Genomic DNA, 24,655 nt, shown 5'->3' on the forward strand with positions numbered 1-24,655 from the left:
TGATGCAGGACAAAGAAAGCCGGCGGCGGGGCGATCGCTGTACAGATCGCCGTCTCGCCGACGGGAAACGGGCCGTTTGGCCCTGAGCATTGGTTGACGCAGATGAGTGTGGAAACTTCACTCCTCCAGCAGCCACCACACCGCCTCAAACGGGCGCAGGGTCAGCGGTTGCGGCAGCGGCGGCGCATCGGCGTAGTTGCCGATCGCCACGCGCCACAGATCGGATGCTTCGACGCCGGCCGCGTCCCACGCCTGCGGCCGGGCGATCAGGTTGGCCGCCACCAGCAGCCGCTGACCGTTCCAGCTGCGCAGGTAGCACCACAGCGCCGGGTGCGCCGGCGCCAGATCCTGATAGTCGCCGTGGGTCAGCAGCGGATACTGCTTGCGCAGGGCGATCAGGTGGCGATAGGTGTAAAACACCGAATCCCGATCGGCCAGCGCCGCCTCGACGTTAATCTGCCGGTAGTTATCGGCGCAGGGGATCCAGGGCGTGCCCCGGCTGAAGCCGGCGTTGGGTCCGGCATTCCACTGCATCGGCGTGCGTCCGTTATCGCGCGATTTACTGGCCAGTATCGCCAGCAGCTCGGCGTCGCTGCGCCCCGCGGCGCGCAGTTCGGCGTACATATTCAGGCTTTCGACGTCGCGGTATTGATCAATACGCGCAAAGCGCGGATTGGTCATGCCGATCTCCTCGCCCTGATAGATATAGGGCGTGCCCTGCATGCCGTGCAGCACCATCGCCAGCATCTTCGCCGCCGGCACGCGCAGCGCATGGTCGTCGCCGAAGCGCGAGACAATGCGCGGCTGATCGTGGTTACACCAGAACAGCGCGTTCCAGGCGTGGTTGTGCATGCCCTGCTGCCAGTGGCGGAAAATCTGCTTCAGCTCCACGTAGTCCGGCGCCGCCAGCGTCCATTTTTCGCCGTTGGCGTAATCGACCTTCAGGTGGTGAAAGTTAAAGGTCATCGACAGCTCTTCGCCGCCGTTCGCCGCATATTGCCGGCAATGTTCCAGGCTGGTGGACGACATCTCGCCGACCGTCATCAGGCCGCGCGGGCGGAACACTTCGCGGCTCATTTCCTGCAGGAATGGGTGAATGCGCGGGCCGTCAGTGTAAAAACGCCGGCCGTCGCCGTGCGCGTCATCCGGGAAATCCTGCTGCTTGGACACCAGATTGATCACATCCAGCCGCAGGCCGTCGACGCCTTTGTCCGCCCAGAACCGGCAGATTTTCTTCAGCTCTTCGCGCACCGGCGGGTGTTCCCAGTTCAAATCGGCCTGCTCGGCGGCGAACAGGTGCAGATAATACTGGCCGCTGTCGGCGTGCCACTGCCAGGCCGAGCCGCCGAACTTGGAGCGCCAGTTATTCGGCGGCGCCCCCTCAGCGCCGTCGCGCCAGATATAGAACTGGCGCTGCGGGCTGTGGCGATCCTGCGCCGCCCGGAACCACGGATGCTCGGTCGACGTATGGTTGAACACCATATCCATCACGATACGGATATCGCGCTGGTGCGCGGCCGCCACCAGTTGTTCGAAGGTTTCCATGCTGCCGTAGGCCGGGTCGATGGCGCAGTAGTCGGCGACGTCATAGCCGTTATCCACCTGCGGGGAGAGATAGACCGGCGTTAGCCAGATGGCGTCGACGCCCAGCTCCTGCAGATAGTCCAGCCGTTGGATCACGCCGGCCAGATCGCCGTAGCCGTTACCGCTGCTGTCCTGAAAGCTCTTCGGGTAGATTTGGTAGATGACGCCGTTTTGCCACCAGGGGATTGGGTTGCTCATAAAGAATACCTTTTGACTGTGACAGCGGGCCAGGCGAGCCTAGCCCCTACATTCATGATCGATTGCGCGTTATACCGGCAGTTCGCCGCGGCGCGCCTTGCGCCGGTACACCAGCATGGTCAGCACCAGCGGCACCACCACGGCCACCAGCATCGCCAGCGCGAACACCAGCCAGAACTGCGGTTTGATCGACAAAATACCCGGCAGGCCGCCGACGCCGATACCGTTGGCCATCACCCCGGCCAGGCCGCAGATCAGGCCGGCGCAGGCGGAGCCAATCATCGCGCACAGCATCGGGAAGCGGTACTTCAGGTTGATGCCGTACATTGCCGGCTCGGTGACGCCGAGGTAGGCGGAAATTGCCGCCGGCACCGAAATTTCACGTTCGTTGGCCTTGCGGCTGACGATAATGATCGCCAGCACCGCCGAGGCCTGCGCGATATTGGACAGGGCGATGATCGGCCACACCGGTGTGCCGCCCATGCTCTGCACCATCTGCATATCGATCGCCAGCGTGGTCTGGTGGACGCCGGTGATTACCAGCGGCGCATACAGGAAGCCGAACAGCGCGGCGCCGATCGGCGCAAAGCTGCCGGTCATCACCGCTTTAACCGCCCAGGCGACGCCGTCGCCGATCATGCGGCCGAACGGCCCGATCAGCGTATGGGCCAGGAAGGTCGCCAGCAGCAGCGACAGCACCGGCACCACCACCAGATAGAGGTAATCCGGCACCCACTTTTTCAGCCGGGTTTCAATCCAGCCGAGCGCCATACCGGCGAGGATCGACGGGATCACCTGCGCCTGATAGCCGACCTTCTCCACGGTAAACCAGCCGAAGTTCCACAGTTCAGGCACCTGTTGGCCGAGCAGGTAGGAGTTCATCAGCTGCGGCGACACCAGTGTGACGCCCAGCACGATGCCCAATACCGGGGTGCCGCCCATTTTTTTCACCGTCGACCAGCAGATGGCGACCGGCAGGAACATAAAGATCGCCTCGCCCAGCAGCCACAGGAAGTCGTAGGCGGTTTTCCAGCCGGCGCTGGACTGCGCCAGCGTCTGGCCGTCGGACAGCGGAATATCGCCGATCACATTGCGGAAGCCGAGGATCAGACCGCCGCTGATCAGCGCCGGCAGCAGCGGGAAGAAGATCTCGGCGAAGTGGGAGATGGCGCGTTCGGACCAGGTCATATTCTGGCGTGCGGCGGTTTTGGCCTGCTCTTTGTCCGCCTCGTTGACGCCGGCGCTGGCGATCAGCGCCTGATAGTAATCGCCGACCTCCGGGCCGATCACCACCTGAAACTGCCCGGCGTTGGTGAAGCAGCCTTTCACCATGGGTAAGGTTTCGATCTCTTTCGGGCTGGCTTTGGCCGGGTCGTTAAGCACGAAGCGCAGCCGGGTAATGCAGTGGCTGACGGTGGCGATATTGTCGCGGCCGCCGACCAGCGCAATCAGGCGATCGATATCCTGCTGTTTTACTTTGCTCATTATGAATACCTTTCTATGGGTATATCTGGCGTTGTTATGCGTATGCCGTGCCGGCGAGCGGGGCCTGAACGACACGCAGAGGTAAGTAGGGTGAAGCCGATCAAAGCTTAGTCATTTCGCCGTGGTTAGAAAATGGGAACGTTCCCGGAATCGGATGACGATCACAAAATGACGTGTGAGATCTCAAGGGAAACCGCCGCGCGGGTGGCCCGATGCGGCAGGAGGGTTAAGAGAGTTTGCTCGGCACCACGATGCGGCGGATCGGCGCGTCGCCGCTGAGCTGGGCCAGCAGTTGCTGCGCCGCCTGCACGCCTGCGCTGCCGTAGCCGAACTCCACCGACATCGTCTCCGGGAACAGGAAGCTGAGCAGCGGGGTATTGCCGATGGCGCACACCTGAATATCGGCGATCTGCTGCTGCTGCAGATATTTGATCGCGCCGAGGGCGATGCTGTCAGACGCGCAGATCAACGCGCGGGTCTGCGGGACGATCGCCTCCGCCGCCAGCTGGAAGCCGCTCTGGTAGCTGAGTTCGCCCAGCGCCGCGTGCGGGGTCAGACCGTGGCGCTGGCAGGCGTCCAGATAGGCCTGATAGCGGCGCGCGCCGGTGGTGGCGTCCGACTGCCGGACGCCGAGGTAGCTGATATCGCGGTGCCCCTGCTGGCGCAGCCGGTCCATCAGCAGGTTCACCGCGCCGGCATCATCGTAGCAGACTGAAGAGAAGCCCTGATACTCGCGCACCATCACCACCATTTTCTCCTGCCACGGCTGCAGCATCTCGGCCTCCAGGCCGGTAAAGCCGAACAGGATCACCCCGTCGACGTTACGCTGCGCCAGCACGTGCAGGTGTTCCTGCACCAGTTGGCTGTCGAACTGGCTTTCCATCACGATCGGGTCATAGCCGTGCTGGTACAGCAGCGGCAGCATGGTGCGCACCGCCTGATTTTCCGACGGCGAATCCAGGCGCGATACCAGAATGCCGACCACCTTATCGCTCTGGCCACGCATGGCGCGTGCGGATTTGGACGGGGTGAACCCCTGCTGACGGATCACCGCCTCCACGCGCTCACGGGTTTGCTGGCTCACGCTGCCTTCATTGTTCAGCACGCGTGAAACGGTGGATTTTCCTACCCCGCTGAGGCGGGCGATGTCCTTAATGGTCAGCCGGTTTTGCATGATCGGTTTATCGTTATGGTTGAAAGGCGTAAACGTCAGCTTTAATTTTGCCGGTCAGAATAGCGCATTTTTCTACGGGGATACTAACCGGGTATGCGACCGTCTGCAGGTTACTCCGCCAGGGTGAGCGTAAAGCCCTGGCCATGCAGCGTCTGCTGCAGCTCCGGCGACAGACGGCCATCGGTGATGATATGGGTCAGCGCCGCCAGCGGCGAGGCGCAAAACAGCGACCAGGCGCCATATTTGCTGCTGTCCGCCAGCAGGATGCGGCGCGAGGCGTTGGCCAGCAGATCCTGCTTCAGGCCGGCTTTTTCTTCGGTGGGCGCTGTGATGCCTTTTTCCAGGCACCAGGAGTTGCAGCTGATAAAGGCGATATCCGGATTGATGCCGCGCAGCAGGCGGCGGCCGTGGTCGCCGATGCAGGACTGGCTGCTTTCATCGATGCGCCCGCCGATAATCGTGACTTCAATCTGCTTGAACTCGGATAAAAACAGCGCGATGCGCAAGTCGGCGGTGATCACCCGCAGCGGCAGATGCGTCAACTGACGCGCCAGTTCCAGCATGGTGGTGCCGGCATCCAGCACCAGGCTATCGCCGGCTTTGACCCACTGCGCCGCCGCTTGGGCGATGGCCTGCTTTTCCCGCTGGTTGCGCTGCTGTTTTTCCAGCGTGGTGGGCTGGGCAGGAATAAACCGATTCAGGGTTACGCCGCCGTGGCTGCGGCTGATGACCCCCTCGCGATCGAGCTTTATCAGGTCACGACGAATGGTGGCCGGCGAGGCGGAAATCGCGGTGACCAACTGATCTACGGTAACCAGATTATGGCTTTTCAGATAATCCATAATCTGATCGAGGCGACTTTGTCCCTTCATACTGTCCCTAGGCGAGTTGTACGGCGAATCGGGTGAAGATCGTCATGCTCTCAGACTTCTCTTTAGCTGTCCAGACGATATCAAATACGCCGTTGCGGCGCGGATAAACGGCAGGGCGGCGCCGAGATTGACGACGTCTGCGCCGCTAAATTTACCGGCCGTCTCCGGCAGCGCTCTGTTCCAGGTCATGGCGTGTCCCTTGGTTTTTTTAATCTAGATTTGATTGAATTTAATCATGATTGATTATATGTGAGCAAGTTCAAATTAATTAACCATATTTTAACGTATAAACAACATCCATAGTGTGATGCTTATCGCTCTACGCTGAGCAATTACAATCATCACTCCCCATCCGTGCCGGCAGGAAACAGGAGAATAGGTAAGAGCAATGAACATCAACAGCACCCTTATAAGCGGCTACCAGGCATTAAATGACATCGGCTATCTGTTGGCGGGAAAACGCAGCGTTCTGCTGGTCACGGATAAAAACATCGCGCGCATCACAACGGCGCAGCAGCTGATGACGCAGCTGCGCGCCAGCGACTGCGCGTTGACCGTCGTGGATGACGTCCCGCCAGAGCCCAGCCAGCATGATGTCGCCGCTGTCCTGCAGGCGCTCGGCACACGGGATATCGATCTGGTGATTGGCCTGGGCGGCGGCAGCGTGCTGGACGTTGCCAAATTGCTCTCTGTACTGTGCGTTGCCGAAGCGCCGACGCTTGAGGCGTTGTTGGCCGGGGAAAAACCGCAGCGGCGCGTCACGTCGCTGCTGATTCCCACCACCGCTGGCACCGGATCGGAGGCTACGCCCAACGCCATTTTGGCCATTCCGGAGCAGGAGACCAAAGTCGGCATTATTTCTCCGGTCATGCTGCCCGACTATGTGGCGTTGATCCCGGAGCTGACCACCAGCATGCCGGCACATATTGCCGCCTCTACCGGTATTGACGCCCTGTGCCATCTGATTGAGTGCTTTACCGCCACCATTGCTAATCCGGTCAGCGATAACTACGCCCTGATCGGGCTGAAAAAGCTGTTCGCCAGTCTGGAAACTTCGGTTGAGGCGCCGGAAAACCTGGCCGCCAAGCTCGATATGCTGTGGGCGTCCTATTACGGCGGCGCCGCTATCGCCCATGCCGGCACGCATCTGGTGCATGCCATGTCGTACCCGCTGGGCGGCAAGTACCACATTCCGCACGGCGTAGCCAACGCTATCCTGCTGGTGCCGTGCATGCGTTTTGTGCGTCCGGCGGCGGTGAGCAAGTTCGCCCAGGCTTATGACCTGCTTCCGCAGGCGGACTGCACGCTGAGCGAGGAGGACAAGTCACACGCGCTGGTGACGTATTTTTCCGCCCTGGTTAAACGTTTGCGGCTGCCTGCCAGCCTGGATGAGCTGGGCATCGGCGCCGATCATCTGCCGCATCTGGTTGAGGGGGCGCTGAACGTACAGCGTCTGATGAAGAATGTACCGATGTCAGTCAGCGCCGCCGACGTTCGCGATGTCTACCTGACGCTGTTTCCGGGACTACAGGCTAAATAAGAGTGGGGACTGTCATGACAAGAAAAATTGACGGGGTGCTGACGGCGATCGTCACGCCTTTCGATGCGCGGGGCGATTTTGACCCGGAGGCGATGCGCGAGCAAATCCGGCGACAGCTGGCGGCGGGCAACGGCGTCTTTTGCGGCGGCACCAACGGTGAGTTTTTTGTGTTGAATGAGCAGGAGAAGCTGGCGCTGACGCAAACCTGCGTGGATGAGGTCAACGGTTCAGCGCCGGTGGTGGCGCATATCGGCGAAATATCGACGCGCGACACCGTCCGGCTGGGCAAGCAGGTGGCGGCGCTCGGCGTGGACGCGGTCTCGGTGATTACGCCCTATTTTATCCCGCTGACGCAGGATGAACTGATCGGGCACTATCTGCAGGTCGCCGATGCTCTGGAGACGCCGATTTTCCTCTACAACATTCCCGCGCGCACCGGCAATACCCTACAGCCTGAGACGGTACGTCGTCTGGCGCAGCACCCGAATATCATCGGTATCAAAGACAGCGCCGGCAGCTATGACAGCCTGCGGGGCTTCCTGCACGCCGCCGAAGGCATTCCGGGGTTTGAGGTGCTCAACGGGCCGGACTCGCTGATTCACCAGGGCTTTGTCGACGGCTGTTCCGCCTGTATTTCCGGGCTGGCGAACGTGGCGCCGGCGGAAATCAACGCCATCTGGCGACGTTTTCAGGCCGGCGATATCGACGGCTCGCGGCTGGCGCAGGAAAACGTCACCGGGCTGCGCAGCGAGTTGTACAGCGTGGCCTTCTCGCCGGCGGCGGTGAAAAAAGCGCTGACGCTGCTGGGCTATGTGGTGGGTGAAAGCCGTTATGCGGTGTGTTTTGACGCCGATGACGAACGGCGCATCCGCCAGATTCTGGATACCTATTTGCGCTAACCCATCACGCTGTTTCCGACCGATTACGCAACCTTTGGGCGATGTATGCATCGCTCAGGGGAAGCCATGTCCCGAGAGAGGCAAAAATGAAAGAGTTTACGGCTGAAGGTACCCTGATCATCGTCAGCATCGTCGTGGTCTATATCCTGTTTACCACCTGGCTGACCTACCGGCTGCGCAGTAAAAGTTCCGGCGATTTTATGGAAGGCTCGCGCGCCATGCCGGCCTTTATCGTCGGCGTCCTGCTGATGTCCGAATATATTGGCGCCAAATCGACCATCGGCACCGCGCAGGCGGCGTTTGAGGATGGTTTCGCCGCCTCATGGTCAGTGATCGGCGCCGCGATTGGTTTCCCGCTGTTCGGCCTGCTGTTGGTCAAACGGATCTATAACACGGGGAAAATCACGATTTCCGGCGCGATCGCCGAGAAATACGGTAACTCCACCAAAAACATTATTTCGCTGATTATGATTTACGCGCTGCTGCTGGTGAACGTCGGCAACTATGTGAGCGGCGCTGCGGCGATATCCACGGTATTGAAGGTTAATCTGCCGGTTGCGGCGTTGATTACCGCAGTGGTCAGCACCTTCTATTTCGCCTTCGGCGGCATGAAGGGGATGGCCTGGGTCACCCTGCTGCACAGCGCCATTAAATACTTCGGCATTCTGGTGATTCTGGGGGTGGCGCTGCATATGACCGGCGGCATTACGCCGATGGTAGAGCAGATGCCGGACTTCTACTGGACCTGGGACGGCAATATCGGCGCCAGCACCATCGTGGCCTGGCTGATCGGCACTATCGGTTCGATTTTCTGCACCCAGTTTGTTATCCAGGCCATCTCCTCGACTAAAAGCGCCGCTTCGGCCAAGCGCGCCACCTGGATTGCCTTTCTTTTCTGTTTGCCGATCGCCATCGCCATCGCGATTATCGGCGTCGCCGCCAAGTTCCTGCACCCGAATATCGATAGCCTGTACGCCCTGCCGGTATTTTTGCAGGATATGAGCCCGTGGCTGGCCGGGTTGGTGACAACATCGCTGGTGGCGTCGATTTTTGTCAGCGTCAGCACCGTGGCGCTGGCGATCGCTTCGCTGATCGTGAAGGACTTCTATGTGCCTTACCGCAATCCGACGCCGGAGCGCGAATTCAAAATGACGCGCTGGCTGTCGCTGCTGATTGGTTTCCTGCCGCTGATCTTCGTGCTGCTGGTGCCGGAAGTGCTGAAACTCTCTTTCTTTACCCGCGCCATCCGCCTGTCGATTTCGGTGGTGGCGGTGGTGGCGTTCTATCTGCCGTTCTTCAAGAGCGCGCGCGGTGCCAATGCCGGGCTGATCGGCGCCTGCGTGATGACCTCCGTCTGGTATTTGCTGGGCGATCCTTTCGGTATCAATAACATGTATATCGCGCTGATTACGCCGGCGGTGATTATGGGCATTGATATGCTGCTGCCAGGCAAGGCCGCAGGGGCGAAAGTTAAACAAAATATTCAAAACGATGGAGCCTAATATGAGTCAGGAAACCCTCACCGTTGAACGTACCGGACGGGTAAGCCCCGTCGCGGGCGATGCCGGGCGTCAGAGCGCGATGCTGCCTTCTGCGTGTCCGCAGAACCACGCCGCCAATCTGCTGCCGCTGCCCAATGGCGATCTGCTGTGCGTCTGGTTTGCCGGCACGCAGGAAGGCATTGCCGATATTTCTATTTACAGTTCGCGCCTGCCGCAGGGCCGGGAGCAGTGGACCCCGGCGGTCAAACTGTCGGACGACGCATCCCGCTCAGAGCAAAACCCGGTACTGTTCCTCGATCCGGACAACGTGCTCTGGCTGTTATGGACGGCGCAGAAGTCGGGCAACCAGGATACGGCCTTTGTGCGCTACCGTCAGTCGCACGATTTGGGCGCCAGCTGGGGTGAGATCGCGACGCTGCTGGAGCAGCCGGGCACCTTTATCCGCCAGCCGATCGTGGTGCTGGACAACGGCGACTGGCTGCTGCCGGTCTTCTACTGCCGCACCATGCCAGGTGAGAAATGGGTGGGAAACAACGACGACAGCGCGGTGAAAATTTCCGGCGACAAGGGGAAAACCTGGCGCGATGTGGTAGTGCCGGACAGCACCGGCTGCGTGCATATGAATATCACCCTGCTGCAGGATGGCTCTCTGCTGGCGCTGTTCCGCAGCCGCTGGGCCGATTTTATTTATCAGAGTCGCTCGGCGGACGGTGGCCGCAGCTGGAGCGCACCGCAGCCGACGGCGCTGCCCAACAATAACTCCTCGATTCAGCTGACCACGTTGCGTAACGGCGATCTGGCGCTGGTGTTTAACGCCATGAGCGCCAGCGGCGCGCTGGAACGCAGGGCGTCGCTGTATGACGAAATTGAGGATGAGGAGGATGATGCTGGCACGGAAGCGGTGGTTCCGACGCCGGACGACGGCCGCAGCGCGTTCTGGGGCGCGCCGCGTGCGCCGATGACGCTGGCAATCTCGCGCGACGGCGGCCGCAGTTGGCCGTATCAGCGCAATCTTGATGAAGGCGACGGCTATTGCATGACCAACAACTCGCGTGAAAAGCTGAACCGGGAGTTTTCTTACCCGAGCATTAAGCAGGGTGCCGATGGTCGGCTGCATATTGCCTATACCTATTTCCGCCAGGCGATTAAGTACGTGTGTGTGGATGAGCGCTGGGTCACCGGCGAAGGAGCGCCATGATGATCGCCGGTACCCTGCATGACCTGCGGCTGCCCGGCTTGCCGGCCAGCCTGTATCGCATCCTGAACCAGCCGGCCCACAGCCTGCCGGCGCTGATGGCCGCCGCGGACGGGCGGTTGGAGGGCGAGGGTTGGTTCTGCCATATCGGCGTGGCGCATACCGCCCCGCCGGAGAGCCGTCACACGGAGTATCACCGGCAGTATCTGGATATTCAGGTGGTGCTGGAAGGGGAGGAAATCATCCGTTTCGCCCCCCGGCGGGCGGTCGGCGGCAGCGAGAAAAAACCGGATCTGTTTATCGTGCCGCAGCCGGAACTGCCGCACCGGCTGCATCTGCGACAGGGGGACTTTGCCGTGTTTTATCCCGGCGAGGCGCATCAGGCGCTGTGCGCGGTCGGCCAACCGGCGCCGGTGCGTAAAGCGGTGTTTAAAGTTGCTGTTCACCTGCTGGAGGCTGACGGATGAGGCGGCATGCGCTGGTAACCGGCGCTAGCTCCGGCATAGGCGCCGCCATTGTCCAGCAGTTGCTGGATGACGGCTGGCAGGTGACCGGTCTCAGCCGGCGGGACGCGGTGCGGGAGCAGGCCGGCTATCGTTCCCGTCAGGTCGACCTGTGCGACAGCGGGGCGCTGGCGGCGACGCTGTCCGATCTGCCGCCGCCGCAGGCGGTGGTGCATGCGGCGGGGATGATGCATGCTGCACCGCTCGGCGAGCTGGACGCAGCGGCGAGCCGGTGGTTGTGGCAGCTGCACGTACTGGCGGCGGAAACGCTGGTGACGACGCTGGCGCCAAACATGTCTGCCGGCGGACGTATCGTGCTGCTCGGCAGCCGGACGTCACGGGGCGCCGCCGGACGCAGCCAGTATGCGGCGACCAAGGCGGCGATGGTGGGGATGGTGCGCAGCTGGGCGGCGGAGCTGGCACCGCGCGGCATCACCGCCAACGTGGTGGCGCCGGGCGCGACGCAGACCCCGATGCTGGAGCAGCCTGGCCGGCAAAGTTCGCCGCCGAAACTGCCGCCCATCGGTCGCTATATTCAGCCGCAGGAAGTCGCGGCGCTGGTGGCTTTTCTGCTTTCGGCGCCAGCCGCCGCCATCACCGGCCAGGAGATGGTGATATGCGGCGGCGCGTCCTTGTAATCAGAGTGCGGGCGGCAGCGCCCGCTTTGATGTTGTGATCCACCCCTCCTTTTCACCCTCCGGTTTGCCAGCGGCGCCACGCTCTACATTATGCTCAGGTTTTGCTTCTATTTTTGCTGTATTTCGTTGATTACTGGCACCTCTGAGGAATTTTCGATGCATAAACCGCTTTGTTATACGCTGCTTGCGGCGTCGTTACTTTGCCCTTTAAGCGCGCTGGCGCAGCCGGCGGGCAAACTGCCGCTGATGCCGTGGCCGCAGCAGGTGGATATCGCCCAGCCGCAGGGCAAACTGGTGCTGACGCCCCGGCTGAACCTGAAGATTGAAGGCGATAATCTGGGTGACGCGCCGGCGCGCTGGCGTCAGCGCCTGGAACTGCAGACCGGCTGGACGCTGGCGCCGCCGACGGCGCAGCAGGCCAGCAATATTACGGTGAAGATCCAACGTCAGGTCTCGGCGCAGCCGCTGCCGGACAGCGATGAAAGTTACCAATTATCGGTGACGCCGCAGGGGGCGACGCTGACCGCCGCCACCCGCTTCGGCGCGCTGCGCGGCATGGAAACCCTGCTGCAGCTGGTGCAGACCGACGGACACAACACCTTCTTGCCGCTGGTCAGTATCAGCGACAAGCCACGCTTTGCCTGGCGCGGCGTGCTGCTGGATTCGGCGCGCCATTTCCTGCCGGTCGGCGATATTCTGCGCCAGCTGGACGGCATGGCGGCGGCCAAGCTCAACGTGTTCCACTGGCACCTGACCGACGATCAGGGCTGGCGTTTTGCCTCCGTGCGTTATCCCAAGCTGCAGCAACTGGCCAGCGACGGCCAGTTCTATACCCGCGAACAAATGCAGCAGGTGGTGGCCTACGCCGCGGCACGCGGCATCCGCGTGGTGCCGGAGATCGATCTGCCGGGCCATGCTTCCAGCATTGCGGTGGCCTATCCGGAACTGATCAGCGCGCCGGGGCCATACCAGATGGAGCGCGAGTGGGGCGTGCACGCGCCGACGCTGGATCCCGGCAACGAGCAGGTGTATCAGTTTATTGATGCGATCGTCGGCGAGCTGGCGACGATCTTCCCCGATCCCTATGTGCATATTGGCGGCGATGAGGTCGATCCCAGCCAGTGGCAGCAGTCGAAAACGCTGCAGGCGTTTATGCGCCAGCATCAGCTGGCGGATGCCCATACGCTGCAGGCCTGGTTCAACCAGCGGCTGGAAAAGATCCTCGAACAGCACCGGCGGCGTATGGTGGGCTGGGATGAGATCTATCACCCTGCGCTGCCGCGCACCATTCTGATCCAGTCCTGGCAGGGGCCGGACTCGCTGGGCGCAAGCGCGCAGGATGGCTATCAGGGAATTTTGTCCACCGGCTTCTACCTCGATCAGCCGCAGAGCACCGCCTATCACTACCGCAATGAGGTGCTGCCGCAGCCGCTGAGCGTGGAAACAAAGGTGGCGGCCGGCGAGCAGGCGCAAAGCTGGCGCTTTGACATTCCGCGCCTGAAGGGCAGCGCGGTGACGGGCAGCTTTACCCTGATTAAAGGCCGGCAGGGCTGGCGCGGCTTTATCGACTTTGACGGCAAAACGCGCCGCGCCCTGCATGATATTGTCTGGCGCACGCCGCAGCAGGTGAGCTTCCGGCTGGATACCTGGATGGGCGATACCCGTCCGGTGCTGACCCTGAAAAAGGACACGCTCAGCGGCTATACGCTGCTGGGCAACGTACGTTATCCCACCAGCGGCAGCCGGCTGGATGCGGCGCCGGCGGGTAAAATGCCGGTGGTGCCGGGTGCCAAACAGCAGGCCAATATTCTTGGCGGCGAGGCGGCGCTGTGGGCGGAAAACGTGCGCGCGCCGCTGCTGGACCTGAAGCTGTGGCCGCGCGCCTTCGCCGTGGCGGAGCGGCTGTGGTCGGCGCAGGACGTCACCGACGAGAGCAGTATGTACCGCCGTCTGGCGGCGGTGGACGCCTGGTCGGTGGTGTCCGTCGGCCTGCAGCAGCATGCGGAAACCGCGCGTGAATTCACCCGTCTGGCCAACAGCGTCGAGATTATGCCTCTGCAGACGCTGGCCGAAGCGCTGGAGCCGGCGCAGTATTACACGCGTCAGCATCTGAAGTTTCAGGCGGGCAACTATCACCAGTTTGAGCCGCTGAACCGCCTGGCGGACGCGCTGCCGCCGGAGAGCCGGGCGGTGCGCGAGATGCATCAGCAGGTGGAAGCGCTGCTGCGCGATCGCGATAACCGCGTGGCCGCCGAGGCGCTGCGTAGCCGCCTGCTGCGCTGGCAGCAGAACGCGGCGCCGGTGAAACGGCTGATTGGCGGCAACGTGCTGATGAAAGATCTGGCGCCGGTGGCGCAGGACGTCAACGCGCTGGCGGATCTGGGGCTGAAGCTGCTGGATCGCTGGCGGCAGGGTAAGCCGCTGGGCAAGCATGAGGCGGAGCAAATCCAGCAGCAGCTGGATGCGGCGGCGCAGGTGCGCGATGAGCTGATCATCGCCGCGGTGTATCCGTTGGAAACCCTGCTGCGCGGGCTGACGGTGCGCTGAGGAACAGGGCGGGCCATTGCCGGCCCGCCGTTTGGCTATGCCGTCAGCGAGATCGGCACTTTGCCGGTGAGCCGGTACAGGTAGTTTTCCAGCTCCTGCCGGGTGAAGCGCGGCTCCTCAATGCCGCTGCCGGTCAGAAAGCGCTTCACGTTGCTGCAGTCCCACTGATAGGTATTCTGATACAGTTGCACCGCCGCCTGGCCATGCGACATGTTGTCGCGAAACAGGCTGAGCAGCGGGTACAGAGGCGCGTTTTCATCATGCTGCCACTGCGCCAGCCAGTCGTGGTACGGCATCTGACGGAAGCGGTAACCGAAATAGTGCTCCAGCCGCTGGAAGAACTGCTGCAGCGTCAGGTTGTTGCTATCCTGATGAATCAGATTGAATTTCAGCCCTAGAGCCTGTGGGTTACGGCTGATATGCGCAATGGTGCGCGTCATATAATCCACCGTGGTCAGGCCTTCGCGCAGGTCATGCAGCTCAGGCACCGTGCCGCTGCTCAGGCAGGTTTTCACCAGGCGTCCCCACCACTGATAGTCGGCGCTGACGCCGCTCTGGCTGTGGCTGGTGGCGTAACCCAGCCGGAAGGTCATCAGCGGTAACCCTTGTTGCGCCGCCAGATCGGCGATTTTTTCCATTACCCACTTACTGCGCACATAGCCAAGATCGCTGAGCACCGCCGGCAGGTTCTGGTCGATGTCGTCACTCTCCAGCATTACCCGTTTACCGGTGTGCAGATGTCCCCAGCTATAGACGGAGATGGTGGACAGCAGCATCAGCGGTTTGGTGCGCAGATGAGCGGCGAAGCGGATAACTTCGTTCAGGCCCTGCACATTGTCGCGCTTCATGTAGGAGTAGGGCTGGATAAAGTTCACCGCGCTGGCGGAGTGATAAATCAGATCGATCTGTCGGCATAGCTGCTGATACTGCTCATCGGGCAGCGCGAAATGCGGTTCCGCCAGATCGCCGGGCACGACATATACCCGACTGCGCTGTTCGGTGCTCAGGACGATGTGGTGTTTTTGCAGTACCGCATCCAGGCGTTTGCCGGCCTGCTCGGCGCTGCCTTCGCGCACCAGGCAGTAAATATCCGCTTGACGCGTGGCAAGCAGATCCGCCAGCAGGTGTGAGCCGACAAATCCGCTGGCACCGGTCAGCAGAATGGCGCGCGGATCGGTCAGTTGCTGCGGTTCATAGTGTGGATTGATATGGACGTCCGGCGTTAATTTTGCATCTTCCTGCAACGCGCGCACCGGTTCGCTGTCCAGCTCCGATTGCGCCTGCCCGGCGCGTTGCGCCAGCGCGGTGGTGAGCGTGGTGACGGTGGGGTATTCATAAATATCGCGCACATAGGTTTTCACCCCGAGCCGTTGGCCGATGCTCTCCGCCAGCCGGGCCGCCAGCAGCGAATGGCCGCCGACGTCAAAGAAGTTGTCATCGGCACCGATTGTGCTGAGTTCCAGCAGCTCGCGCCAGACGGCGGCGACCTGTTCCTGTGCGGCGTTCGGCAGGGCGTCGTCGCCGGCAGTGCGGTTGGCGGCGTAGTGTGTCAGCAGCGCCGCCTTGTCGGTTTTACCGTTGGCGTTAAGCGGCAAACGCGGCAGCAGCAGGTAATCGGCCGGCAGGAAGTAAGATGGGAGTGTCTTTTTTAGCCGTGCTTTTACGGCCTCAATCAGCGCTGGCTGGGCGGTGTCGGCCACCAGGCAGGCGATAATTTTTTTATCGATGGCATGCTCTGGATTCGTCACCAGCGCGACCGCCGCGTTGACGCCGGGCGTCTGCATTATCACGCTCTCAATCTCGCCTAGTTCGATGCGGTTGCCGCGGATCTTGATCTGATCGTCCAGCCGGCCGAGGAACTGAATACGACCGTCCGCCAGCCAGCGGGCACGGTCACCGCTGCGGTACAGGCGTTTACCGTTAAACCCGGCGGGCTGGAGAAATTTTTCGGCCGTGAGCTGCGGGTTATGCAGATAGCCGCGCGCCAGGCAACTGCCGCCGATAAACAGTTCGCCGGGCGTATCGCCGCTGACTGGTTGCAGCTGTTCATCCAGAATAAAGATTTCCGTGTCGGTGACCGGGCGGCCGATGCTGGCGGTGGCGGCATCGGCGGCGCAGGTGAGCGAATTATAGGTGGCGAAGATGGTCGTTTCGGTCGGGCCGTAGTAGTCAATCAGCGGGCTGCCGAGCGGCGTTGGGTCGAGCGGGGCGAGTTTTTCGCCGGCGGTGAACAGGTAGCGCAGCACCAGTTGCGCCGGCTTGTCGGCGCGCACCACATCCGGCACCAGCACCGTCGGCACAAAGGCGTGGGTCAGCCGTCGGTCGGCAAAAAACTGCAGCAGTGCGGCGGGCTGCAGGCGCAGATCTTCCGCAGGCAGGCACAGCGCGGCGCCGCTGGTCAGCGCCGACCAAATCTCCCATTGCGCGACGTCAAAACCGATGCCGGCGTTCAGCGTGGTGCGGCAGTCGGCGTCCATGGCGAATTGTTGATTGTGCCAGCGGATGATATTCCACAGCGAATGGTGTTCGACCATCACGCCTTTTGGCGTGCCGGTAGTGCCGGAGGTAAAAATAACATACGCCAGCGTGTGCTGCGGAATATCAACCTGTCGACTATTTAATACTATGTTGTTTGGAATAGTATCGATGTGAATTATTTTCTCGCTGTCGTACTGATTTATTTTAGTATTATGTTTATGATCGGACAATATAATTGGTGAGCGGCTTTGTTCGATAATGTATTTGATCCGTTGTTCAGGATAGCTGCTGTCCAGAGGAATATAAGCGGCGCCGGTTTTGACAATCGCCAGTATGCCGATAATCAGCTGCGGCGTACGCTGTGCCAGCAGCGGAACTAGATCGCCGGGGCCGATGCCAGACTGTTGTAGCAAGGCGCACAGACGATCGCTGAGCGTATCGAGCTGTTGATAACTCATTATATTTTCGTCTTTATCTATAATTGCCGGGCTATTTGGAAACGTGGAAACCTGTTGGATAAATGCATCCAATACGTGATGGGCCATGGTTCTCTCCTGATAGCAAATATGGGTATAAAGAGATAATGGAGTGATGCTGCCCGGCCGGACGAAAATTAATTATAGCTAGCTTTGGTAAATTTAAATTAAATTTAGTGGTAAATTGTATTACTGCTTGTTTTAAAGGAAGTAATAATTATCCTATAAAATAAAACGGCCGGCATAAGCCGACCGCTGTAAATTTAGCTTGCCGTCAGAATTAACGACGCACGGCAATCGCTTCGATTTCAATCTTCACGTCTTTTGGCAGACGCGCTACTTCCACGCAGGAGCGGGCCGGGAACGGCGCATTGTGCTCGCTGAAGAACGCCTCGTAGGTGGCGTTCACGGTGGCGAAATCGTTGAGATCTTTGACGAACACGGTGGTTTTAACGATGTCGGCGACCTTCAGGCCGGCGGCTTCGACGATCGCCTGCACGTTTTCCAGCGACTGGCGTGCCTGCGCGGCGATGTCGTCGGCTACGGCGCCGGTTTTCGGATCGACCGGGATCTGGCCGGAAGTGATGATCATGCTGCCCAGGTCAACGCCCTGCACGTAAGGACCAATGGCTGCCGGTGCGAGTTCAGTGCTGATGTTACGTGACATGTTTTCTCCTGATTTTCCCTGCGGGTTTAGGCCGCGCTGCGGCGAAAATCCGTCAGGTATCAACGTGGGTAGAGAGCTTCGGAAACCCCATTATAGGGCGTCGCCGGCAGATGAACAGCGGACGCCCGACATGAAACGCTAAATTTTATCCGGCCTGCAGCACCACCTGATGCTCAAACTCTTTTTCGCAGTAGCGGCACTGCAGGTGCACCGCGTCGGCGCGGGATTTTACGCTGAAGCTGGAAGGCACCGGCTCGCTGCGGCTGATGCAGTTGCTGTTCGGGCAGGTCAGCACGCCGTCGATATGGTCCGGCAGGCTGGGGGTCAGCTTGTGCACCACTTCATAATTGTCGATACGGTTGACCGTGGCCTTCGGCGCGTACATCGCCAGCTGGTTGGCCTGCTGTTCGGTCAGGAAGGTGTTCTCAATCTTGATCAGATCTTTATGCCCCAGTTCTTTCGAAGGCAGGTTCAGGCCGATGGTGATGCGCTGGTCGGTGGCGGTCAGTTTGAACAGGGTCAGCAACTTAAAGCCGACCTGCGCCGGAATGTGGTCGATCACCGTGCCGCATTTGATGGCTTCAACCTGCAGTTTGTTATCGTGCGTCATGACGGTTCCCCCTTAAAAGTCCAGTTCTGCGGTTAATACCAGCGCCAGCAGCGCCTGCCGGGCGAAAATGCCGTTGCCCGCCTGCTGGAAGTAGTAGGCGTGCGGCGTGTTATCGACGTCGATGGTGATTTCATCGATGCGCGGCAGCGGGTGCAGCACCTTCATATTGTCGCGCGCGCCGGCCAGATCGGCGGCGCGCAGCACGAACTGCGCCTTCACGTTGGCGTATTCCGACGGGTCGAGGCGTTCTTTCTGCACGCGCGTCATATACAGAATATCCAGCTGCGGCACCACTTCCTCAATGCTGTTGTGCAGGCTGTAGGCGATGCCTTTCTCCTCCAGCATCTTCAGGATATAGCCCGGCATCGCCAGCGCGTCCGGGGCGATGAAATAGAAGCGGTTGCCTTCGAACTTGGCCAGCGCCTGGGTCAGGGAATGCACCGTGCGGCCGTACTTCAGGTCGCCGACCATGGCGATGTTGATATTGCTCAGCCGCCCCTGCGTTTCCTGAATGGTGAACAGGTCCAGCAGCGTTTGCGTCGGGTGCTGGTTGGCGCCGTCGCCGGCGTTAAGCACCGGGATATTGCCGGAGAAGTCGGAGGCCAGGCGCGCCGCGCCCTCCTGCGGGTGGCGCATCACAATCGCGTCGACGTAGGTGCTGATGACGGAAATGGTGTCGGACAGCGTTTCGCCTTTTTTGCCGAGGGAGGTGTTGCTGCTGTCGGAAAAGCCGACCACCGAGGCGCCCAGGCGCTGAATGGCGGTTTCAAACGACAGGCGGGTGCGGGTCGAGGCCTCGAAGAAACAGCTGGCGATGACCTTGTGCTTCAGCAGTTCCGGCTGCGGGTGCGCCTTCAGACTGGCGGCGGTGCGCAGCACCAGTTCCAGATCTTCACGGCTGAGATCGTTAATAGAGATGATGTTTTTGTGATACAGCGGGTTGGCCATTTTTCACTCTCCTCGACGCATGCCCGTGGCGCGGGGCGGTTAACAAACGCGGTGTTGCTCTGTCTTGCAGGCAAAAAAAAGCCCCTCAACGAGGGGCCTTTTAATAAGATCGATCCGGCAACAGGAGAAAGAACGCCAGCTGACCGCCGATTGGCAGCCGGTTTTGCGGTGCAAAAGTGATGCTGTTGTTCATGCTTTCTCCTGGCAAATTGCCGCGCATTATACCCGCGACGGACGCCGCTGCAAACGTTAAAAAGGGATTTTAGCAATCGATTGGCCGGCAGGAAAAAACGGAAAAGGGAGAGCGGGCCGCAACCCGCTCTCCCATTGCCCGTGCGTGACGCGCCCCGGCAATATGGTGTTGAGCTTAGCCTAAATCAGGCGAAAGGGATCGTTTTCTTACCCTTCACGGCTCAGGGTGGCGACCATCACCGCCTTGATGGTGTGCAGACGGTTCTCCGCCTGATCGAACACGATGCTGTGCGGCGACTCAAACACCTCGTCGGTGACCTCCATGCCGCCGTACAGGCCGTACTGCTCGGCCATCTGTTTGCCGAGCGTGGTCTGGTCGTCGTGGAACGCCGGCAGGCAGTGCAGGAACTTGACCTGCGGGTTGCCGGTCTGGCGCAGCATCGCCATATTGACCTGATAAGGTTTGAGCAGCGCGATGCGTTCCTGCCACACTTCCTTTGGTTCGCCCATCGATACCCAGACGTCGGTATACAGGAAGTCGGCGTCTTTCACCCCGACGGCGATATCTTCGGTCAGGGTAATTTTACCGCCCTGGCGTTCGGCCAGCGCCTGGCACTCCGCCACCAGTTCCGCCTGCGGCCAGCAGGCCTTGGGCGCTACCAGACGCAGATCCATACCCGTCAGCGCCGCCGCTTCCAGCAGTGTATTGCCCATGTTGTTGCGTGCATCGCCGAGGTAGGCGAACTTCACCGCCGACAGCGGTTTGCCCGGCAGGTGTTCCTGCACCGTCAGCAGGTCGGCGAGCAGTTGGGTCGGGTGGAACTCATCGGTCAGGCCGTTCCAGACCGGCACGCCGGCGTAGTGCGCCAGCGTTTCCACCAGCGGCTGGCCGTAGCCGCGGTACTGAATACCGTCATACATGCGCCCCAGCACCCGGGCGGTGTCTTTCATCGACTCTTTATGGCCGATCTGGCTGCCGCTCGGGCCGAGATAAGTGACCTGCGCGCCCTGATCGAACGCGGCGACCTCAAACGCGCAGCGGGTGCGGGTGGAGTCTTTTTCAAAGATGAGCGCAATATTTTTCCCCTGCAGACGGCGGGTTTCACGACCCTGCTTTTTTGCCTGTTTCAGATCGGCGGCCAGCTGCAGCAGCGCCTGCAGCTCTGCCGGGGTGAAATCCATCAAGCGTAAAAAATGCCGCTGGTAAAAAGGGTTTATGCTGCTCATTGCCAGGTATCCTTTATTGTCTATTTTTGAATTAAAATTCACTTTATATGTATGAATATTCAAATTCAACCCCGGGGCGGAAATCTTTCGTGATTAACGTGGCAGCGGCGCCGACGCTGTGTGAAAATAGAAGGAGTAAAAGCCATTTATTGAGGATAGAGTCATGGCAAACCGCGAATTGCTGGAAGAACAACGGGAAGAGACGCGTCTGATCATTGAAGAACTGCTGGAAGACGGCAGCGATCCGGACGCACTCTACACCATCGAGCACCATTTCTCTGCCGAAAAGTTTGAAATTCTGGAGAAGGCCGCGGTGGAAGCCTTCAAACTGGGCTACGAAGTGACCGACGCCGAAGAGCTGGAAGTGGAAGACGGCCAGGTGCTGATGTGCTGCGACGTGATCAGCGAAGTGGGCCTGAACCCGGACGTGATCGACGCGCAGGTTGAGCAACTGGTGGCGCTGGCGGAAAAATGCGGCGTTAACTACGACGGCTGGGGCACCTATTTTGAAGACCCGGACGGCGAAGACGGCGACGAAGAAGACGGCGAATTTATCGACGAAGACGACGACGGCAAGCGCCACTGATCGTTTCCCTGTTAACCACTCTGTAGGGCCGGCTCCCGCCGGCCTTTGAAGATCTTATGAATTACCCATCGTTACTTGCCCCGATTCTCTCTTTTCTGCACTGTGAAACCCCGGACGGCTGGATCGACGCCGCGCGCCGGCCGGAAAACCTGTCGCTGCTGCTGACCGACCATCTGGTGTGCGAGCTTAAGGCCGCCCAGACCGGCATGTGGCTGATCCGCCGCTACGTGGTGGACAAGGCGAGCGGCGATGCGCTGCTGGCGCTGCTGAAGCCGTATGAGACGTTTGTGCATGAAGAGCAGGGCGTGCCGGACGCGCTGTTCAACCAGAGCCAGTTCACCCGGAAACTGCTGCCGAAGCAGGGCTCCGCCTACGGCCAGGATCTGGTGGATAAAATGGTGCTGCTGATTAAAGAAGAGCTGCACCACTTTTCTCAGGTGCTGGGAATTATGCAGTCGCGCGGCATTGCCTATAAGAAGATTACCGCCAGCCGTTACGCCAAGCGGATGATCCGCGAGGTGCGCACCCACGATCCGGCGACGTTGATCGATAAACTGATCTGCGGCGCCTATATCGAGGCCCGCTCCTGTGAGCGCTTTGCCAAGCTGGCGCCGCATCTGGACGACGAGCTGCACCGTTTCTACCTGTCGCTGCTGCGTTCGGAAGCGCGCCACTATCAGGATTACCTGACGCTGGCGCAGCAGATCGCCGGCGAGGAAGATATCAGCGAGCGCGTCGCCTACTTCGGCCGTCTCGAAGCGGATCTGATCCTGTCGCCGGACAGCGAGTTCCGCTTCCACAGCGGCCTGCCGGCTTAATCCGGCGCGCCGAGGATCAGATCGACGGCCTTCTCGGCCAGCATGATGGTCGGCGCATTGGTGTTGCCGCTGGTAACCTGCGGCATCACTGAACCGTCGACCACTCTCAGCCGCTCAAAACCATGCACCCGCAGCTGCAGATCGGTGACCGAATCCGTGGCGTGCTGCCCCATGCGGCAGCTGCCCACCGGGTGATACACCGTTTTACAGAAGTTGCGCACAAACTCCTCCAGCTGCGCGTCATCGCGCTGCCAGTCCGGCTGCGGCATCAGCACCTCTTTGACTAATGGCTTCAGCGCCGCGGTCTGCAGAAAACGCAGGCCGAATTTTACCGCGCGCACGCAGCCGGCCAGGTCTTCCGGGTGGCCAAGGTAGTTGGCGTGCAGCTTGACCGCATCGGCCGGGTTGCGGCTGCGCAGCAGTACCTCGCCGCGCGCCTTCGGCTGCAGGTAGCCGACCTTCAGCGTAATACCGTGGGTTTCGGGCAGCGGTTCGCCCGGCACATCGTCCCAGCCGTCGAGCAGCGGCAGGAAGTGCACCTGTACGTCGGGACGATCGCCGCCGCGGCTGTCGGCAAAGGCCGCGCCTTCCAGGATATTGGAGGTCAGCACGCCGCTGCGGAACGCCAGCCACTGCGCGCCGTGGCGCAGCGCCTGCAGGCCGCGGTCGGCGCCGAACAGGCTGACCGGCTGCCGGGTGCTGGCGTTGATCGACATATGCAAATGGTCGTGGAAGTTTTTGCCTACCGGCAGGTCGGCCAGCGGCGTGATGCCCAGCGATTCCAGGTGCGTGCGCGGGCCGATGCCCGACAGCATCAGCAGTTTGGGTGAGCCGACCGCGCCGGCGCTGATAATCACCTCCCGTTCGGCGAAGGCGCTCACCTCCGCGCCGCCGTTCTGGCTGTACACCACGCCGCGGGCGACGTTGTCTTCAATAATCACCCGGTGCGCCAGCGCGTTGAGTTTCACCACCAGCCGCTGCTGGTCACGCACCGCCTGCAGGTAGGTGCGCGCGGTGCTGGCGCGTTCGCCGTTGCGGGTGGTGGTCTGGTAGAAACCGACACCGTGCTGGCTGTCGCCGTTGAAGTCGTTGCGATAGGGCAGGTTCAGCTCCTGCCCGGCGCGGATAAACGCCATGCTGAGCGGGTGGCGATAGCGGTTTTCACTGACCGGCAGCAGCCCGTCGTCACCGTGAAATTCGCCGCACAGGCTTTCGTTGGCCTCCGCGCGTTTGAAATAAGGCAGCACATCGCGGTAGCCCCAGCCGTGGCAGCCGTACTGTTGCTCCCACGCGTCGAAGTCCTGCTGCTGGCCGCGGATATAGATCATGCCGTTGACCGAGCTGCTGCCGCCCAGCACTTTCCCCTGGGCGATCTGCATGCGCCGGTTATTGGCGTGCGGTTCCGGTTCGGTTTCATAGGGCCAGCTTTTCTTGGCGATAATCTTCGCCACCCCGGCCGGCATTTTGATAAACAGATTATTGTCGTCGCCGCCGGCTTCCAGCAGTAATACCCGCGCCTGCGTGCGGCGGATCAGCTGCGCCGCCAGCACGCAGCCGGCCGAGCCGGCGCCGACGATGATGTAATCAAAACGGTTGTCTGACATAGGCACTCCCTGTTGGCTGAACGAATCGCTGATAGCAGCGTAGTTCAGCCGGCAGGGCGGTCAAACATGCTTTCATTAATTTATTAATGAATATCACAATAAATTATGAAGAAATGATTTTTCGTGAATTTAACTGATTGAATATGGCAGATTTCTTTCTGAAAAAATCAATAATTCTGATATTAATGGGTTCGCCGTGGGCAGGGTGTCCACGGCGGCATTGGGCGGGGGTTACAGCATCTTGAGCATGGTGACTTCGCAGTCGCCGTGGCCGGTGTGGCCCATGGCATGGTCGATATGGACAAAGCCAAGGTGCTGATACAGGCCAACGGCCTGCGTCAGGCTGGCGGTGGTTTCCAGATAGCAGCGCAGGAAGCCCTGTTCACGGGCGAAGTCCAGCGCCTGCAGCGCCAGCCGTTTTGCCAGCCCCTGTCCGCGCAGCGACGGCAGGAAATACATCTTCTGCAGTTCGCACACGTCCGCCTCGCCGCCCGGCAGCGGAGCGACGCCGCCGCCGCCGGCCACCTGGCCGTTGAGTTCCACCACCCAGTAGGCGCTGCGCGGCCGGCTGTACAGCTGATACAGCGCATCGAGATCCGGGTCGGAAACGGTGTAGCCCTTGTCCGCAGTGAGGCCGTGCTCGGCGGACACCTCGCGGATCACCTGGGCGATGGCGGCGTTATCGGCCGCCGTGATGGGGCGCACCTGCAGGCGCACGGGTGTTGCGGTTGTCATGTTTGCTCTCGCCATCCAAAAAAGATCGTCATTGTTTTTATTCCAGCAGCAAGCGCACCGGGCGTATTTCCCGGTGGAGCGTCCGTGCGGTATTGATAGTTTGTAATAACACCGATGCCGGGGCGGATGCAACGGCGAAAAAAAACAGCGGGGGTTAACCCGCTGTTCTGCGTGTGG

At 60.7% G+C, this 24,655-nt stretch carries 20 protein-coding genes; 9 read left to right on the forward strand and 11 right to left on the reverse strand.

Features of this window, described 5'->3' with window-relative positions; genetic code table 11:
* Window positions 1–117: 117 nt before the first annotated feature.
* From treC to TAN611_RS02520, 4 genes are all read right to left on the reverse strand, one after another.
* Window positions 118–1,782 carry an alpha,alpha-phosphotrehalase gene (gene treC / locus TAN611_RS02505; RefSeq protein ID WP_203067225.1) on the reverse strand — a complete coding sequence of 555 codons (1,665 nt, stop codon included), beginning with the start codon at window positions 1,780–1,782 and terminating at the stop codon, window positions 118–120.
* Window positions 1,783–1,851: 69 nt separating this feature from the next.
* A complete protein-coding gene (gene treB / locus TAN611_RS02510; RefSeq protein ID WP_105229566.1) occupies window positions 1,852–3,267 on the reverse strand; it encodes a PTS trehalose transporter subunit IIBC in 1,416 nt (471 codons plus the stop codon).
* A gap of 226 nt (window positions 3,268–3,493) precedes the next feature.
* Window positions 3,494–4,441 carry a trehalose operon repressor TreR gene (treR, locus tag TAN611_RS02515; protein ID WP_105229567.1) on the reverse strand — a complete coding sequence of 316 codons (948 nt, stop codon included), beginning with the start codon at window positions 4,439–4,441 and terminating at the stop codon, window positions 3,494–3,496.
* Window positions 4,442–4,551: 110 nt separating this feature from the next.
* On the reverse strand, window positions 4,552–5,313 hold the full coding sequence (locus tag TAN611_RS02520; RefSeq protein WP_187043748.1) for a DeoR/GlpR family DNA-binding transcription regulator: 762 nt from the start codon (window positions 5,311–5,313) through the stop codon (window positions 4,552–4,554).
* Between the two features lie 388 nt (window positions 5,314–5,701).
* Between TAN611_RS02520 and TAN611_RS02525 the strand changes: the two genes are divergently transcribed.
* The 7 genes from TAN611_RS02525 to TAN611_RS02555 all read left to right on the forward strand — a co-directional run bounded on the left by TAN611_RS02525 (window position 5,702) and on the right by TAN611_RS02555 (window position 14,137).
* Window positions 5,702–6,853 carry an iron-containing alcohol dehydrogenase gene (locus TAN611_RS02525; protein ID WP_187043747.1) on the forward strand — a complete coding sequence of 384 codons (1,152 nt, stop codon included), beginning with the start codon at window positions 5,702–5,704 and terminating at the stop codon, window positions 6,851–6,853.
* A gap of 14 nt (window positions 6,854–6,867) precedes the next feature.
* Window positions 6,868–7,752, forward strand: coding sequence for a dihydrodipicolinate synthase family protein (locus TAN611_RS02530; RefSeq protein ID WP_203067226.1), 885 nt, complete (start codon window positions 6,868–6,870; stop codon window positions 7,750–7,752).
* An 86-nt stretch (window positions 7,753–7,838) separates the two neighbouring features.
* On the forward strand, window positions 7,839–9,254 hold the full coding sequence (locus TAN611_RS02535) for a sodium:solute symporter family protein (protein ID WP_187043745.1): 1,416 nt from the start codon (window positions 7,839–7,841) through the stop codon (window positions 9,252–9,254).
* Between the two features lies 1 nt (window position 9,255).
* On the forward strand, window positions 9,256–10,452 hold the full coding sequence (locus tag TAN611_RS02540) for an exo-alpha-sialidase (protein ID WP_203067227.1): 1,197 nt from the start codon (window positions 9,256–9,258) through the stop codon (window positions 10,450–10,452).
* Window positions 10,452–10,916: a YhcH/YjgK/YiaL family protein gene (locus tag TAN611_RS02545; RefSeq protein WP_187043743.1), complete on the forward strand. Its 465-nt coding sequence runs from the start codon at window positions 10,452–10,454 to the stop codon at window positions 10,914–10,916. The genes TAN611_RS02540 and TAN611_RS02545 overlap by 1 nt, the downstream gene beginning before the upstream one ends.
* Window positions 10,913–11,590, forward strand: coding sequence for an SDR family NAD(P)-dependent oxidoreductase (locus TAN611_RS02550; protein ID WP_187043742.1), 678 nt, complete (start codon window positions 10,913–10,915; stop codon window positions 11,588–11,590). Before TAN611_RS02545 ends, TAN611_RS02550 begins: the two co-directional genes overlap by 4 nt.
* Before the next feature lie 156 nt (window positions 11,591–11,746).
* Window positions 11,747–14,137, forward strand: a complete 2,391-nt coding sequence (locus tag TAN611_RS02555) for a beta-N-acetylhexosaminidase (RefSeq protein ID WP_203067228.1) — start codon at window positions 11,747–11,749, stop codon at window positions 14,135–14,137.
* A gap of 35 nt (window positions 14,138–14,172) precedes the next feature.
* Here the strand turns inward: TAN611_RS02555 and TAN611_RS02560 are convergent, their stop codons facing one another.
* The 5 genes from TAN611_RS02560 to argF form a co-directional block, all read right to left on the reverse strand.
* Window positions 14,173–17,073 carry an amino acid adenylation domain-containing protein gene (locus TAN611_RS02560; protein ID WP_238404498.1) on the reverse strand — a complete coding sequence of 967 codons (2,901 nt, stop codon included), beginning with the start codon at window positions 17,071–17,073 and terminating at the stop codon, window positions 14,173–14,175.
* Window positions 17,074–17,371: 298 nt separating this feature from the next.
* Entirely contained in the window at window positions 17,372–17,758 is a 387-nt protein-coding gene (ridA, locus tag TAN611_RS02565; RefSeq protein ID WP_105229570.1) for a 2-iminobutanoate/2-iminopropanoate deaminase, read from the reverse strand.
* Between the two features lie 145 nt (window positions 17,759–17,903).
* Window positions 17,904–18,368, reverse strand: coding sequence for an aspartate carbamoyltransferase regulatory subunit (gene pyrI / locus TAN611_RS02570; protein WP_105229571.1), 465 nt, complete (start codon window positions 18,366–18,368; stop codon window positions 17,904–17,906).
* A gap of 12 nt (window positions 18,369–18,380) precedes the next feature.
* On the reverse strand, window positions 18,381–19,316 hold the full coding sequence (gene pyrB / locus TAN611_RS02575; protein WP_105229572.1) for an aspartate carbamoyltransferase: 936 nt from the start codon (window positions 19,314–19,316) through the stop codon (window positions 18,381–18,383).
* Window positions 19,317–19,715: 399 nt separating this feature from the next.
* Window positions 19,716–20,735: an ornithine carbamoyltransferase gene (argF, locus tag TAN611_RS02580; RefSeq protein ID WP_111737832.1), complete on the reverse strand. Its 1,020-nt coding sequence runs from the start codon at window positions 20,733–20,735 to the stop codon at window positions 19,716–19,718.
* A 163-nt stretch (window positions 20,736–20,898) separates the two neighbouring features.
* Here argF and rraB point away from each other — a divergent pair, with 163 nt between their 5' ends.
* Together rraB and TAN611_RS02590 are read left to right on the forward strand one after the other, a co-directional pair.
* Window positions 20,899–21,321 carry a ribonuclease E inhibitor RraB gene (gene rraB / locus TAN611_RS02585; protein WP_105229574.1) on the forward strand — a complete coding sequence of 141 codons (423 nt, stop codon included), beginning with the start codon at window positions 20,899–20,901 and terminating at the stop codon, window positions 21,319–21,321.
* 56 nt (window positions 21,322–21,377) lie between these two features.
* Window positions 21,378–22,139: a tRNA isopentenyl-2-thiomethyl-A-37 hydroxylase MiaE gene (locus TAN611_RS02590; RefSeq protein ID WP_105229575.1), complete on the forward strand. Its 762-nt coding sequence runs from the start codon at window positions 21,378–21,380 to the stop codon at window positions 22,137–22,139.
* Here the strand turns inward: TAN611_RS02590 and TAN611_RS02595 are convergent.
* Together TAN611_RS02595 and TAN611_RS02600 are read right to left on the reverse strand one after the other, a co-directional pair.
* Window positions 22,136–23,743 (reverse strand): GMC family oxidoreductase, encoded by a 1,608-nt coding sequence (locus tag TAN611_RS02595; RefSeq protein ID WP_187043739.1) that lies wholly within the window; start codon window positions 23,741–23,743, stop codon window positions 22,136–22,138. The two genes, TAN611_RS02590 and TAN611_RS02595, sit on opposite strands and share 4 nt — an antisense overlap.
* A gap of 231 nt (window positions 23,744–23,974) precedes the next feature.
* The gene (locus TAN611_RS02600; RefSeq protein ID WP_105229577.1) at window positions 23,975–24,478 is read right to left on the reverse strand and encodes a GNAT family N-acetyltransferase; all 504 of its coding nucleotides are present in this window, start codon (window positions 24,476–24,478) and stop codon (window positions 23,975–23,977) included.
* Between the last annotated feature and the right edge of the window lie 177 nt (window positions 24,479–24,655).

The sequence above is a fragment of the Serratia sp. Tan611 genome, assembly GCF_905188235.1.
Classification (GTDB): domain Bacteria; phylum Pseudomonadota; class Gammaproteobacteria; order Enterobacterales; family Enterobacteriaceae; genus Serratia_B; species Serratia_B rhizosphaerae.

Bases quoted from the DNA above. Each gene is read 5' to 3' on its own strand.
- treC (WP_203067225.1), bottom strand. From the start codon at position 1,782: ATGAGCAACCCAATCCCCTGGTGGCAAAACGGCGTCATCTACCAAATC.
- treB (WP_105229566.1), bottom strand. From the start codon at position 3,267: ATGAGCAAAGTAAAACAGCAGGATATCGATCGCCTGATTGCGCTGGTC.
- treR (WP_105229567.1), bottom strand. From the start codon at position 4,441: ATGCAAAACCGGCTGACCATTAAGGACATCGCCCGCCTCAGCGGGGTA.
- TAN611_RS02520 (WP_187043748.1), bottom strand. From the start codon at position 5,313: ATGAAGGGACAAAGTCGCCTCGATCAGATTATGGATTATCTGAAAAGC.
- TAN611_RS02525 (WP_187043747.1), top strand. From the start codon at position 5,702: ATGAACATCAACAGCACCCTTATAAGCGGCTACCAGGCATTAAATGAC.
- TAN611_RS02530 (WP_203067226.1), top strand. From the start codon at position 6,868: ATGACAAGAAAAATTGACGGGGTGCTGACGGCGATCGTCACGCCTTTC.
- TAN611_RS02535 (WP_187043745.1), top strand. From the start codon at position 7,839: ATGAAAGAGTTTACGGCTGAAGGTACCCTGATCATCGTCAGCATCGTC.
- TAN611_RS02540 (WP_203067227.1), top strand. From the start codon at position 9,256: ATGAGTCAGGAAACCCTCACCGTTGAACGTACCGGACGGGTAAGCCCC.
- TAN611_RS02545 (WP_187043743.1), top strand. From the start codon at position 10,452: ATGATCGCCGGTACCCTGCATGACCTGCGGCTGCCCGGCTTGCCGGCC.
- TAN611_RS02550 (WP_187043742.1), top strand. From the start codon at position 10,913: ATGAGGCGGCATGCGCTGGTAACCGGCGCTAGCTCCGGCATAGGCGCC.
- TAN611_RS02555 (WP_203067228.1), top strand. From the start codon at position 11,747: ATGCATAAACCGCTTTGTTATACGCTGCTTGCGGCGTCGTTACTTTGC.
- TAN611_RS02560 (WP_238404498.1), bottom strand. From the start codon at position 17,073: ATGAGTTATCAACAGCTCGATACGCTCAGCGATCGTCTGTGCGCCTTG.
- ridA (WP_105229570.1), bottom strand. From the start codon at position 17,758: ATGTCACGTAACATCAGCACTGAACTCGCACCGGCAGCCATTGGTCCT.
- pyrI (WP_105229571.1), bottom strand. From the start codon at position 18,368: ATGACGCACGATAACAAACTGCAGGTTGAAGCCATCAAATGCGGCACG.
- pyrB (WP_105229572.1), bottom strand. From the start codon at position 19,316: ATGGCCAACCCGCTGTATCACAAAAACATCATCTCTATTAACGATCTC.
- argF (WP_111737832.1), bottom strand. From the start codon at position 20,735: ATGAGCAGCATAAACCCTTTTTACCAGCGGCATTTTTTACGCTTGATG.
- rraB (WP_105229574.1), top strand. From the start codon at position 20,899: ATGGCAAACCGCGAATTGCTGGAAGAACAACGGGAAGAGACGCGTCTG.
- TAN611_RS02590 (WP_105229575.1), top strand. From the start codon at position 21,378: ATGAATTACCCATCGTTACTTGCCCCGATTCTCTCTTTTCTGCACTGT.
- TAN611_RS02595 (WP_187043739.1), bottom strand. From the start codon at position 23,743: ATGTCAGACAACCGTTTTGATTACATCATCGTCGGCGCCGGCTCGGCC.
- TAN611_RS02600 (WP_105229577.1), bottom strand. From the start codon at position 24,478: ATGACAACCGCAACACCCGTGCGCCTGCAGGTGCGCCCCATCACGGCG.